A 12,699-nucleotide genomic window follows, 5' to 3' on the forward strand; every position below is an offset into this window, starting at 1 on the left:
TAGCGTCCGTCAATGTGGTGGAAATTCTGGTGTAGCTGAAGCGGCCAATGGTCACGCGGCGACGGTGGAAATTCGTGGTGTATCGGCATCGATGGCGGGTGCCATGAGTTCGACCATTCCCTCGATCTGCATATAGCGGTTCTGTGTTTGCCATTCGTCGTTGGCCTCGAGCAGCACGGCCCCGATCAGGCGGATGATCGAACCTTCATTGGGAAAGATGCCGACGACATCGGCGCGGCGCTTGACCTCCTTGTTCAGGCGTTCGAGCGGATTCGTCGAGTGAATTTTGGTTCGGTGCTGGGCGGGAAAGTCCATGTGCGCCAGCACGTCGGTTTCACTGTCGTCGATGAACGCGCCAAGTTTTGGCCATTTGCCCCGGAGCTGGTCGGCCACATGGCGCAGGGTCTGGCTGGCACTGACGCGATCCGGCTGGATAAACGCCTGACGCAACGCTGCAGACACCATGCTCTGCTGCCCCTTCGGCACATAGGACAAGGCGTTGCGCATCCAGTGAACGCGGCATCTTTGCCAGGATGCCCCCATCACCCGGCGGATCGCCGCCTTCAACCCTTCATGAGCATCGGAGATCACCAGTTTCACCTCACGCAACCCACGGCGGACCAAGCTCTTGAGAAAGGTCGACCAGAAGGTCTCCGCCTCGGACGGGCCGATGTGCAGGCCGACGATCTCGCGCCGACCGTCGGTGTTCACCGCCACTGCGATTATCGCCGCAACTGAGACGATCCGCCCACCTTCGCGCTGCTTGAGATAGGTCGCATCCAACCACAGATACGGCCACTCGCCGGCGAGTGGCCGGTCGAGGAAGGCGTTCACCCTCTCATCGATGTCCTTGCACAGTTTCGAGACCGTGCTCTTGCTGATCCCCGTCAGCCCCATGGCCTGCACCAGCTCGTCTACCCGCCGGGTCGAGACGCCGCCAATCCAGGCTTCCTGGATGACCGCGGCCAGCGCCTTCTCCGAGGTCCGGCGAGCTTCCAGGAACGGCGGGAAGTAGCTCCCCTGCCGCAGCTTCGGGATCCGAAGCTGCAAGCTGCCAAGCCGCGTGTCCAATGCGCGTTCCCGGTAGCCGTTGCGATAGGTCGCGCGCTCGCCGCTGCGCTCGTAGCGGCTGGCGCCGATCAGCCCATCCACATCCGTCTCCATCAGCAGTTGAACCACCGCCTCCGCAACGCTGCGCAGAAAATCGCCGTCCCCGGCTTTGGCCAGTAGCTCAGCCAGTGGTAATCTATCTTCGGTCATCGGGTTCTCCAGGCTTCAGGTTGAAGTCTCGCAACTCCACCATAGCCGACTGATCCGATGGCCACCTCAAACTACACCGTTACAGGGCCCAAAAGTCCACCACGCCCCCGGACACTACCGAACGGCCCACGGCATCGGATGTGCCAAGATAAGGTCGGAGTGACGGCGCAGAGACCGCGAACCCCTTGAAGGCCCCGAGACCAACGAGCTACGGCGCGATCCGGACCGGGACAAGCGAGCTAAACAGGCCGAAGCGCAGAGCACTGAGAGGAAACGCCGACGGAGACACCGGGATTTGAAACTAGGCAAGCAATGATCCTTGCCTAGCTGACGTCGTTCTCTTTTTGTTCGATAATAGGGCTTGACCGTACCGCATGCGCAAGGCAAGATCGAAGCAGAGTGCTGCACTCTGCAGCAGACCGTTCAGAAGTCAGATATGGCAGCCAAACAGCGCGTTACCGTCAATCTCACGGATGAGGAATACGAAGCGCTCTCTCTGCTCTCGCAGAGGAACCGAGTCTCCCTCGCTTGGCTGGGGCGGCAAGCCATCATTGAATTTCTCGACCGGTATGCCGACGGACAGCAGCAGCTTCCGCTGGTGTTCACGCCAAGAGACCGCAAGAGCAACAAATGAAACAGACGGGTGGCAAAATAATCGAGCGCGAAACCTCCACGGAAAGCCGTGAGGGTGCAGCGGCGCCGTCGAATCATGCCGCCCGCGGAATCATAGGTGAATCCCTCATTATGGCCCGCGCTCTGGCTGCGTCGGTCGCGCCGGAGTCTCAACTCGACCTTGCGCGGGCAATGACCGCCGCCGTTGTCTCTTCCTACTGGAACGCCACGCAAGTCGGCGAAAGCGATATTTGGCCGATCCCGACGCGATCGTCCGCAAAAGGTAAAGCGGTCCTGTTCAAATCCGCCGCTGCACTCGCGCAGAGCACGGGCGCTGCCGCCGCAGCATTGGATGTGGCGGAGGCAAGCTATCTGATTGGCGTCCTTTACACGGCAATGATGCCCGGAAAGGTGCGCTCGGACTTTGGGGCGTACTACACGCCCCCGGCCCTTTGCGACCGCTTGCTCGACATCGCTACAGAGTGCGGGGTTGATTGGCGCACTGCGCATGTGCTCGATCCGGCATGCGGTGGCGGCGCTTTTCTTTCTCCCGTTGCGCGTCGGATGGCTGACTCGTTGAGTGATTGCAGCGCTCCCATTGCGCTCAAGAATATTGCACATCGGTTGCGTGGCTACGAACTCGATCCATTCGCCGCCTGGATGTCGCAGGTCTTTCTCGAAATCACGCTGATGCCGCTTTGCCGAAAGGCAGGCGCACGGCTGAAAGATGTGGTCGGAGTTTGCGACACCTTGGAGCGGGAACCCGACGGCAGCGGCTACGACCTCGTCATTGGCAATCCGCCGTATGGCCGCATTACCTTATCCCCGGCACTGCGTGAGAAGTACGCGCGCAGCCTTTACGGGCACGCCAATCTTTATGGCCTGTTCACCGATGTTGCTCTGCGCCACACCCGCCCCGGCGGCGTGATTGCCTATGTCACGCCGACGAGCTTCCTTGCCGGCGAATACTACAAGGCGCTGCGAGCGTTGCTTGCCAGCGAAGCGCCGCCGGCCTCAATCGACTTTGTGTCCGAGCGAAAGGGCGTGTTCGCTGACGTTCTTCAAGAGACGCTACTCGCTGCTTACCGCCGCGGCGGCGCAAGCGGCGTCGGGCAGGTGCATTTTCTATCCTCCGCCCCTGAAGGCGGAATCCGCGCCACTTCGGCGGGGTCTTTCCGCCTTCCGGAATCGCCGGACCGCCCGTGGCTGGTTCCCCGCGAAAAGTCCGACTGCAAACTAATTCACGCCGTGGAAAACAAGCCGCATCGGCTGGCTGATTACGGTTATAAGGTCAGCACCGGGCCGCTTGTCTGGAACCGGCACAAGCCGAGCCTGCGCGACCGACCGGCCAGGAACCGCTATCCGCTTATTTGGGCTGAATCTGTTCGCTCCGACGGCACGTTCGAGTTCCGCGCGCAGCGCCGTAACCACAAGCCATTCTTCGAGCCCATGGCGACCGAACAATGGGTTGTCACCGACTATCCCTGTGTTCTCTTGCAGCGCACGACGGCCAAGGAACAGAACCGCCGCCTGATCGCAGCCGAACTGCCGCAGGCGTTCCTAAATGAGTATGGAGCCGTCGTCGTTGAGAACCATCTCAACATGATCCGTCCGGTTTCCAACAAGGTTGGCGTCTCCACCGCTGCGCTGGCAGCGCTTCTGAACACCAGGGTCGTCGATCAGCTCTTCCGCTGCATCAACGGCAGCGTTGCCGTCTCTGCTTATGAGCTGGAATCGCTGCCATTGCCCCCGCCCGAAACTATGAAGCGGATCGAGCGACTCGTGTCGAAAAATGCGCCGCATGACCAGATCGAACGTGAAGCGGCAGCAATATACGGCGAGGGCGTTCGCTGATGCTTTTGCCGTCCGTTTCACCAGTCAAGGAGATTCACGCTCGCCTGCAGTCGATTTTTCCAGAAGGAAGTCCAAACCGGAACAATTGCACGTGGGAGATCGCCGCCCGCACGATCTTCGTGATGCTCTACATTGGTGCAATCGAAGGCACCGATATTTGGATCAGACCCGACCAGGTAACGCGAATGACGGACGATCAGTCCGAGCAACTCAGCGAGGCTGAGCGGCTAGCCTGGACCAAGGAATCTGTCAAAAGCAGCAAAGGTGAAATCCCCGGTCGCTGGTATGCTGTGAATACACGGGAATCTATCCGCGATGACACAATCCGCGCAGGTCTTATCGCGAATGGCGTTGTGATCGAGCGCGAAGGGTTGGCGACCACGTCGCCCGCACCACGCTATGCCCTTGCCAGTGAATTCACCAAGCTCTTAGATCCAGCTCTCTCTGGAAAGAAACTCACGAAGGCGATTGCCGATTGGCAGGCCGACCACCTGAATGCAGGCGCTCTTGCCCGGATAGCGATCGTTCGGAGAGGGGCTATCGCTGGCGGTGATCACGTCCTCGTCAAGTTTCCGAGCGGCGAAACCCGGCGAATGGCGCCCGGCCCCAGCTCTATCATCTCCAAGGCTGTGATCGAGGTATTCGCGCCGTCTTTTCTGCAGACACCCGGCGTGGTGTTTCTAAGCGAGAGCCGCAACAAGGTTGTCTCCCGCGACGACGAGCTGGCCAAGGCCATTGGGCTCAACATCAAGGCCGAGAAGAATCTGCCAGACATCGTCCTCGCGGACCTCGGCCCCAAACATCCGATCCTAATTTTTATCGAAGTTGTGGCCACGGACGGCCCCGTTACAAAGGAGCGCAGGCAGGCGCTATTGCAACTTGCCAAAGAGGCCGGATTCCCGCCCGAGCACGTTGCGTTTGCGACAGCGTTCCTCGATCGCAGCGACAGCGCGTTCAAGAAGGTCTTCGATTCGCTTGCCTGGGGCACCTTCGTATGGCTCGCCTCGGAGCCTGACAACCTGATCTACCTCCACGAGGGGCAGACGCAGTTAGTGAGGGCGCTCGCGGAATGGAAATAAGCGGAGCCCACAATATCGACTCCACGCATTGTGCGCAGCCACTATGGTGATGGAATGCGCATTACTCGGCTCCACATAGAGAACTTCCGTTCCGTCCGCAACCTGGACATCGAGCTGGGCGAGACAACAGTCCTGATCGGGCCTAACAATGCAGGCAAGACCGCGATCCTTGACGCGGTGCGCATTGTTTTGACCCGGCGCTGGGGCCAACGCGGTACGGGCTTTACGGAGAATGACGTTCATCGTCCGGAACCAGACGGCGATCCGCGCACATTGCCGCCTGTACGCATTGTTATCGCAATGGAGGAATCGCGCTCCGGCGAGTGGGACCCCGATATGGTGGCGGCTCTCGAAGATATCATCACAGTCACCGCCGATCGCATGAGAAACCTTCTTACCGTGCAGGTCACGTGCGCATGGAGTGAGGAAAAAGAAGCGTTCGACCCTGCCTGGCAGTTTCTGGACTCCGCCGGCGTTCCGTTGCGCGAAAGACGCCGAGCCATTAACTTAACCGGCTTCTTCAGCTATATGCCGCTGTTCTGGCTTGGGGCGCTTCGGGATGCAACGAACGAGTTCACCCCGCGTTCAGGCCATTGGGGACGCCTCTTGCGCAGCGTTCGCATCCCAGACGAACTTGAGGCCGAGGCTCTGCGCATCCTTGCCGAGCTCGATGCGCGAATTGCTGCAGCCGATCCGCGCCTTGCGGAAATCGCCGAGATGATCGGCCAAGCTACCCGCGTGGCGATCGGCGAGGGACCGGGCGGGGCGCGGCTCGCGACGCTGCCTCTTGGCATAGAGGAAATGCTGCAGCGGACGGGTATTGTGCTGCGCAATGAGGAGCTGCGTCCGTGGCTCCCGCTTGGTCACCACGGCCAGGGCTTGCAAAGCCTCGCCGTAATTTTTCTTTTTCAGGCTGCTGTACTTCAGCAACTCGCCGAAGCCGAACGGCCCGGCGTAGAAGCGGTCTTTGCCATCGAAGAACCTGAAGCGCATTTGCATCCGCAGGCTGCACGCACTTTGTGGGAGCATGTTCAGGCGCTTGCGGGGCAGAAGCTGATGAGCACGCACTCACCCTACTTTCTACAGCATGTTCCGCTTCGCGACATTCGGCTTGTTTGCCTACGCGGTGGATGCACCGAAATCGCCACCCTGCCGCGTTATGTCGTATCCGATCTTCCCTGGAACGACGCCGTGAACGGGTTCCTCAACGGCTCCGCGGGGCGCATCTTTTTTAGGGACGAGCCGACCGGCCGTGTCGCGTCCCGAAGCTGGTTCGACATGGCCATGGCGACGCGTGTGTTGCGCTGCTATCGCCGCGATCCCGATCGCGCAGCTCGCACAGATCAAGTGCGCCAATTCCGACATCTCTGCCGGATTCTTCCCACCGCCGAGGATGAGGAAGAACTTGGCTTTCATGGCCGCCGCGTGCGGGGCGAAATTTTCTTTGCCCGTCGCTGGATAATGGTGGAAGGCGTAACGGAGTACCTTCTTCTTCACGCGCTCGGGAAGGCGCTTGGCTGGCCACTTGACGACCACGGCGTGGCCGTCATCGACTTTCAGCAAAGCGGCAATGCCGGCATTTATCCGGCGCTCGCGGAGGCGTTCGGAATCCCCTGGAACATGATCGTCGATGGCGATCATGAAGGCGAGAAATTCCGCCGTCAGATCATTGACCGAGGATTTGACGACGAAGAGCTAGAGGGTCGCTTCGTGACCCTCACGCCGCAAAACGATCTTGAGGATCAGCTACTGGCGGACGGGCATGAGCAGATGCTCCGCGAAATTCTCGCCGACATCGGCGGTCGGTCCGCCCTCGACTGTCCGCCTGACGAATTCCGCGCCCGGCTCAAGAACCGGAAGACCGGATATATGGGCGTACTGTCACTGCGCGTCGCTGCCGACGAGGCGCTGGCGCGGCGTATGCCCGCACGCTTCGTTGATCTGGTAACAGCCCTGCGGGATGGTGCTGCATGACGCCGGAACTTCAGGCAGCACTGGACCGGCTGAGCCCCACGCAGAGGCAGGCTGTCGATTGGGAAGATGGCGCCGCCTTGGTTCTTGCCGGTCCCGGTGTGGGCAAAACGACGGTTCTTACCACTCGCATTGCCCGCATCCTTGATAGCACGGCTGGCAAGAACTTTCGCATCCTTGCCCTTACTTTCACGACCAAGGCAGGCGATGAGATGCGCGAGCGTGTCGAGGCGATCGTGCCAGGCCTCGCCGAACGCACTGTTATCGGCACATTTCACAGTTTCTGTGCCCAAGTGCTTCGGCAGCATGGTTCCCACCTCGCTATCAAACCGGATTTTGGAATCTACGATCAAGATGAAGACCGGGCCGAACTTCTGAAGGATGCACTCGAACAGGCGGCGTCGCACGGCGCGGCGGTGACGGCAGACGATACGCGCTGGCTCCGGGCTATAGACCAGCTTCGCAGTAGCCTGGTCAGCCCGCAAAAAGCCGCAAAACATTTTCGCGATCCAAAAGCGGGCGAACGCGCCGCGCGAGTCTATGAAATCTATGAGAACGCTCTTCGCGAGCGCAACATTATGGACTTCAACGGCATGATACTGGACACCTGCCGGCTCGCCCACCAGGTTCCTGCCGTGGCGGCGCGCATCCGGCAGTCCTATCCGTATTGGCTGCTTGACGAATTCCAGGACACTACGCCCGCGCAGTACCGGCTGATCCGGTTCCTTGCAGGTGACAAGTTCAAGAACGTCTTCGTTGTCGCTGACGACGACCAGATCATCTACCAGTGGGCGGGCGCCAGTTACCGGCAGATAGCGGCGTTTCGTGAGCACTTTGCGCCTGATATTATCCAACTTGTCGAAAACAGGCGATGCCCTCCTGAAATCGTTCAGGCTGCAAACAATCTCATAGCCCACAACGCAGAACGAACGCCGGGAAAGCAGCCGCTTGTTCCAACGCGCCCGAGCGACGGTGCCGCCATCATCGACCGGGCCTTTGCTACCGAGACTGAAGAAGCACAAGCGATCGCGCAGGAGATCGCGGCCAAGGGTGAGGCCGTTTGGGGACGAACCGCGGTCCTCGGGCGCACCAGAGCCATACTGCAACCGGTATTGGATGAATTGAGGAAACTAGGGGTCGCCGCCTCCATTGCGACCCGGCGAGATCGCTTTGTTTCGCCGCAATTTGTCTGGCTGCAAAGCTGCCTTGACCTTTCGCTTCGGCCCACTGACCGGCGGGCGTTCACGACGATGGCCGCAGCCGCCAACCGCATTACAGGGATAGAGCTTGACGTGGCCATACTCGCCGCCGAAGCGCGGTCGTCCGACGCCAGCCTCCTCGAATATTGGGCGCTCGCTGCCAACAATGCCGGCAACGATATCGCGTCAAGCCTTGCAGAATTCGCGCTGCGCCTGGTGCAATCTCGCTCGACCTGGCGAAAGGTAGTTTCCGAGGCCATCGCATGGCTCCCCCAAACCGCGGATTCTTCGAACGGAATCATCAGCGACGCCGAAGAAGATAGGACCGCTTGGGAGACTGCCGCGCAGGCAATCCGAGTCGAAAAAGGAAGCCAGCCTGATCTCGACGAACTGCTCCAAGGTATAGCGCTCAGGCCAAAGGAGCCCCCGCTCGACCCATCCGCCGTCCGCCTCCTGACCATTCACGCCGCCAAGGGCTTGGAGTTCGAGTATGTTTGGGTCACTGGCGTGGCCGAGCAGATTCTTCCGTCATGGCAAAGCCTGAAAGCGGGCGCTTCTCCCGCCGAGCTTGAAGAAGAGCGCCGAAACTTCTTCGTAGCCGTTACCCGCACACAGAAGCAGCTTGTTCTTACGCACGCCGCTCAATATCGCGGCTGGCAACGACAACCCTCTCGCTTCCTTGCCGAGATGAACCTCAGCGGTACTGACACAGACTCTTAAAAATAAGAATCAAATGGGCGAAAAAGTGCAATGACGAACAAATACATCAAACCATCTCGCGTCCTTCTCAAGAATCATCCTGAGTTAAGCGAGAAGTGGGTACAGAAGCTCATCGCCGATGATCCGTCCATCCTTGGCCTTGGCGATCTTGTTCTCAGAGACATAGAACGCATCCAGCCGCGCGCGGGCCGTCTGGACCTTCTTCTTCAGGACCCCGACACGCAGCGCCGCTATGAAGTCGAGATTCAACTCGGTCCCACAGATGGAGCACACATCATCCGCACGATTGAGTATTGGGACATCGAGAAGAAACGCTACCCCCAATATGACCACTGCGCCGTTCTTGTCGCAGAGGACATTACCAGTCGCTTCCTGAATGTGATTTCGCTGTTCAATGGCACGATGCCTTTGATTGCCATTCAGATGCAGGCGCTCAAGGTTGGAGAAAATCTCACACTGGTATTTACCAAAGTCGTGGACGAACTCTCTCGCGGCTTGGTCGATGAAGACGAAGACGCCGAGGCCGCACCCACAGACCGGGCATATTGGGAGAAGCGTGCGACGAAAGCGACGGTGGCCCTGGTCGACCAGATGCAGGAGATTCTTCGCGGGTTCGATCCCAGCCTCAATCTCAAATACAACAAATTCTACATTGGCCTGGAAAAGGACGGCCAGCCCTATAATTTTGTCACCTTCCGCCCCAAAAAGAGGCTCTTCGACGTCTCAAGTGGAATGGAAGACGTCGAGCATGGCGTTGATGGGCGCGCCGAGCAGGTAGATGATGCACGCGAAGGTAGCGGTGTTGCGATAGCCTCGGGCGCGAGCGCGGGCTGCCTGGAACAGCCCATTGAGCGCTTCGAGGCGGGCATTGGAATGGCCTGACTTCCAGCGTCGAATGATCCGCTTGGCATTGCGCCGTACGGTATCGACGGCCTGTCGAACAGGATCGAGCAGGTGGTCGGGATCGTCCAGCCGGGCGGTGACGTGGTTGAGGAAGTTGGTCAGCCGCCAGCGCGCGGCCTGTGGCGTTGCGGCCAGGCGAACCCAGCGCAGCATCTCCTTGGCGCGATAGGCTTCGGCTGTGGCGAAGCCGCTGTTCTCCAACTGGTCGAGCGCCTGCCGCTGGGCCATGGTCAGGTTTTCCGGTCGCTTCAACGTGGCCCAGCGTACCCCCTTGGGCAGGTTGTGCTGATGCGCCTCGGCGCGCCGCACCTGCTCGACCGCGGTGGTGAAGATCTGCACGACGTGGAACCAGTCCACGGTGACCGAGGCCTGCGGGAAGCTCTCCGCCGCAGCAGCAAGGAAGGCCGCCGACATGTCACACACCACCTCAGCGATGCGGCGGGCCTCGCCGCCGTGCTCCGCCAGGAAGGCCCGGAAGGCGGTCATGCATTCCTTACCCTTTCCGGGGGTGACGAACAGCACCGGGCGCTCGGCCGCATCGAGGTCAATGAACACGGTGACGTAGCTGTGGCCTCGCTTGGCCGCGGTTTCGTCGAGTGCGATCGCCTCGACCCCGCTGAGATCGAGCCGCTCGATCGCCCGGCCGACATAGTACCGCAGAATGCGCCACAGCCGCTGGGCGGTGACGCCGATGATGCGCGCGGCAGCGGCAACCGGCATCTCGCGCATCAGAGCCAGCGCGGCCTGCTCGAACAACAGCGTGAAGCCGCTGTCGGGACGTGCCCAAGGCACAGCAATGCGGAGTACGCCGTGCTCCGGACAGTCGGTGCGTGGCACACGGGCCTCGATGATGCAGGCGTGCTGAAAGAAGTTGAGGTGCCGCCAGCTCAGTTCCTTCCAGTCGTGCGGTTTGCACAGCCGGCCGCAGGTTGGGCAGGGGAAGCGGGCGCCTGGGTCGGCGGCGACGGCCAGATGCAACTCATGCGGCTGGTAGTCGGTTTCCAACCGCTGGTCGACCACGCGCCAGGGTGGGGTCAGTCCGAGGCCGAGGGTGAAGATGTCGCTGCTTGCCATGGCGGTGCTCCGCGCAATCAGAGTGTCCCGTGCGGGCTGGCACCGCATGCCGCGCCAATGCGCGATCGGACTGCGGGATGCGGCTGCTCGGCCCGTCTGCCTCAAGACTGGCGCCGTGCTCGCCGCCGTCAAGAACGCTGCGCGTCGCTACGCGATGGCCTGCGGCCATTCTTGACCGCGGCTGTGCACGACGCCCCGCGCACGATCAGGCCGGGACGAAGAAACGGCACTCCAGCCGAACCAAGGGTAGTGTCCGGGGTCGTGGTGGACTTTTGGGCCGTGTAACGGTGTAGTTTGAGGTGGCCATCGGATCAGTCGGCTATGGTGGAGTTGCGAGACTTCAACCTGAAGCCTGGAGAACCCGATGACCGAAGATAGATTACCACTGGCTGAGCTACTGGCCAAAGCCGGGGACGGCGATTTTCTGCGCAGCGTTGCGGAGGCGGTGGTTCAACTGCTGATGGAGACGGATGTGGATGGGCTGATCGGCGCCAGCCGCTACGAGCGCAGCGGCGAGCGCGCGACCTATCGCAACGGCTACCGGGAACGCGCATTGGACACGCGGCTTGGCAGCTTGCAGCTTCGGATCCCGAAGCTGCGGCAGGGGAGCTACTTCCCGCCGTTCCTGGAAGCTCGCCGGACCTCGGAGAAGGCGCTGGCCGCGGTCATCCAGGAAGCCTGGATTGGCGGCGTCTCGACCCGGCGGGTAGACGAGCTGGTGCAGGCCATGGGGCTGACGGGGATCAGCAAGAGCACGGTCTCGAAACTGTGCAAGGACATCGATGAGAGGGTGAACGCCTTCCTCGACCGGCCACTCGCCGGCGAGTGGCCGTATCTGTGGTTGGATGCGACCTATCTCAAGCAGCGCGAAGGTGGGCGGATCGTCTCAGTTGCGGCGATAATCGCAGTGGCGGTGAACACCGACGGTCGGCGCGAGATCGTCGGCCTGCACATCGGCCCGTCCGAGGCGGAGACCTTCTGGTCGACCTTTCTCAAGAGCTTGGTCCGCCGTGGGTTGCGTGAGGTGAAACTGGTGATCTCCGATGCTCATGAAGGGTTGAAGGCGGCGATCCGCCGGGTGATGGGGGCATCCTGGCAAAGATGCCGCGTTCACTGGATGCGCAACGCCTTGTCCTATGTGCCGAAGGGGCAGCAGAGCATGGTGTCTGCAGCGTTGCGTCAGGCGTTTATCCAGCCGGATCGCGTCAGTGCCAGCCAGACCCTGCGCCATGTGGCCGACCAGCTCCGGGGCAAATGGCCAAAACTTGGCGCGTTCATCGACGACAGTGAAACCGACGTGCTGGCGCACATGGACTTTCCCGCCCAGCACCGAACCAAAATTCACTCGACGAATCCGCTCGAACGCCTGAACAAGGAGGTCAAGCGCCGCGCCGATGTCGTCGGCATCTTTCCCAATGAAGGTTCAATCATCCGCCTGATCGGGGCCGTGCTGCTCGAGGCCAACGACGAATGGCAGTCACAGAACCGCTATATGCAGATCGAGGGAATGGTCGAACTCATGGCACCCGCCATCGATGCCGATACACCACGAATTTCCACCGTCGCCGCGTGACCATTGGCCGCTTCAGCTACACCAGAATTTCCACCACATTGACGGACGCTATCGAACCAAGAAACTGGCCCCAGCGTGGCAGGGCTGCTACCTGCGGTGGTGGTCACGCCACTTTCAGGAACCGCCGAAGTTCCACTCGCGGCGTCGAGGAGGCCAAAAAGAATCAGCTCAATTTCGAACTCAAGCTACCTCAGACGGAAGAGCTTGATACCAAGATCGACGAAGCCGGGCTGGACACGCTCGAATACAACAAGAGATGGGGTCTGTATCGGGTCCGACTGACAAAGGCCGACATCACGTCAAAATCGGAGGTCCTGAAGGAGCTTTCCCAGCTCGCCTATGATCGGCGGGCCAATGCGTGACGCGCGTCTGGACCGTTCATCGGACCGGATTTCCTGGGCAACCACTGGTGGCTCCAGAGCTTCACTTCGCCCGCGTCCGGCTACCGGCAGTT

The 12,699-nt window shown here is 60.7% G+C and carries 9 protein-coding genes; 7 read left to right on the forward strand and 2 right to left on the reverse strand.

What is annotated here, in order from left to right; translation table 11 throughout:
• Positions 1 to 51: 51 nt before the first annotated feature.
• Entirely contained in the window at positions 52 to 1,260 is a 1,209-nt protein-coding gene (locus tag ACRY_RS06375; RefSeq protein ID WP_011930484.1) for an IS256 family transposase, read from the reverse strand.
• A 361-nt stretch (positions 1,261 to 1,621) separates the two neighbouring features.
• Between ACRY_RS06375 and ACRY_RS06380 the strand changes: the two genes are divergently transcribed.
• The 5 genes from ACRY_RS06380 to ACRY_RS06405 are packed head-to-tail and all read left to right on the forward strand — an operon-like array spanning position 1,622 to position 8,695.
• On the forward strand, positions 1,622 to 1,894 hold the full coding sequence (locus ACRY_RS06380) for a ribbon-helix-helix domain-containing protein (protein ID WP_011941779.1): 273 nt from the start codon (positions 1,622 to 1,624) through the stop codon (positions 1,892 to 1,894).
• Positions 1,891 to 3,726, forward strand: a complete 1,836-nt coding sequence (locus tag ACRY_RS06385) for an HsdM family class I SAM-dependent methyltransferase (RefSeq protein ID WP_050751095.1) — start codon at positions 1,891 to 1,893, stop codon at positions 3,724 to 3,726. The genes ACRY_RS06380 and ACRY_RS06385 overlap by 4 nt, the downstream gene beginning before the upstream one ends.
• Positions 3,726 to 4,805 carry a BsuBI/PstI family type II restriction endonuclease gene (locus ACRY_RS06390; RefSeq protein ID WP_011941781.1) on the forward strand — a complete coding sequence of 360 codons (1,080 nt, stop codon included), beginning with the start codon at positions 3,726 to 3,728 and terminating at the stop codon, positions 4,803 to 4,805. Before ACRY_RS06385 ends, ACRY_RS06390 begins: the two co-directional genes overlap by 1 nt.
• Positions 4,806 to 4,859: 54 nt before the next feature.
• On the forward strand, positions 4,860 to 6,779 hold the full coding sequence (locus ACRY_RS18995; RefSeq protein WP_081432877.1) for an ATP-dependent nuclease: 1,920 nt from the start codon (positions 4,860 to 4,862) through the stop codon (positions 6,777 to 6,779).
• Entirely contained in the window at positions 6,776 to 8,695 is a 1,920-nt protein-coding gene (locus ACRY_RS06405) for an ATP-dependent helicase (RefSeq protein WP_011941783.1), read from the forward strand. Before ACRY_RS18995 ends, ACRY_RS06405 begins: the two co-directional genes overlap by 4 nt.
• A gap of 723 nt (positions 8,696 to 9,418) precedes the next feature.
• Here the strand turns inward: ACRY_RS06405 and ACRY_RS06410 are convergent.
• A complete protein-coding gene (locus ACRY_RS06410; protein WP_011941785.1) occupies positions 9,419 to 10,672 on the reverse strand; it encodes an ISL3 family transposase in 1,254 nt (417 codons plus the stop codon).
• Between the two features lie 364 nt (positions 10,673 to 11,036).
• Between ACRY_RS06410 and ACRY_RS06420 the strand changes: the two genes are divergently transcribed.
• Both ACRY_RS06420 and ACRY_RS06425 read left to right on the forward strand, forming a co-directional pair.
• Positions 11,037 to 12,245, forward strand: a complete 1,209-nt coding sequence (locus tag ACRY_RS06420; RefSeq protein ID WP_011941786.1) for an IS256 family transposase — start codon at positions 11,037 to 11,039, stop codon at positions 12,243 to 12,245.
• Complete coding sequence (locus ACRY_RS06425) at positions 12,242 to 12,607, forward strand: hypothetical protein (protein WP_011941787.1); 366 nt, start codon at positions 12,242 to 12,244, stop codon at positions 12,605 to 12,607. The genes ACRY_RS06420 and ACRY_RS06425 overlap by 4 nt, the downstream gene beginning before the upstream one ends.
• Positions 12,608 to 12,699: the final 92 nt, after the last annotated feature.

This window comes from Acidiphilium cryptum JF-5 (assembly GCF_000016725.1).
Classification (GTDB): domain Bacteria; phylum Pseudomonadota; class Alphaproteobacteria; order Acetobacterales; family Acetobacteraceae; genus Acidiphilium; species Acidiphilium multivorum.

Excerpts from the sequence above, each read along its gene's own strand:
- ACRY_RS18995 (WP_081432877.1), top strand. The coding sequence starts at position 4,860 with ATGCGCATTACTCGGCTCCACATAGAGAACTTCCGTTCCGTCCGCAAC.
- ACRY_RS06420 (WP_011941786.1), top strand. The coding sequence starts at position 11,037 with ATGACCGAAGATAGATTACCACTGGCTGAGCTACTGGCCAAAGCCGGG.
- ACRY_RS06375 (WP_011930484.1), bottom strand. The coding sequence starts at position 1,260 with ATGACCGAAGATAGATTACCACTGGCTGAGCTACTGGCCAAAGCCGGG.
- ACRY_RS06385 (WP_050751095.1), top strand. The coding sequence starts at position 1,891 with ATGAAACAGACGGGTGGCAAAATAATCGAGCGCGAAACCTCCACGGAA.
- ACRY_RS06405 (WP_011941783.1), top strand. The coding sequence starts at position 6,776 with ATGACGCCGGAACTTCAGGCAGCACTGGACCGGCTGAGCCCCACGCAG.
- ACRY_RS06410 (WP_011941785.1), bottom strand. The coding sequence starts at position 10,672 with ATGGCAAGCAGCGACATCTTCACCCTCGGCCTCGGACTGACCCCACCC.
- ACRY_RS06390 (WP_011941781.1), top strand. The coding sequence starts at position 3,726 with ATGCTTTTGCCGTCCGTTTCACCAGTCAAGGAGATTCACGCTCGCCTG.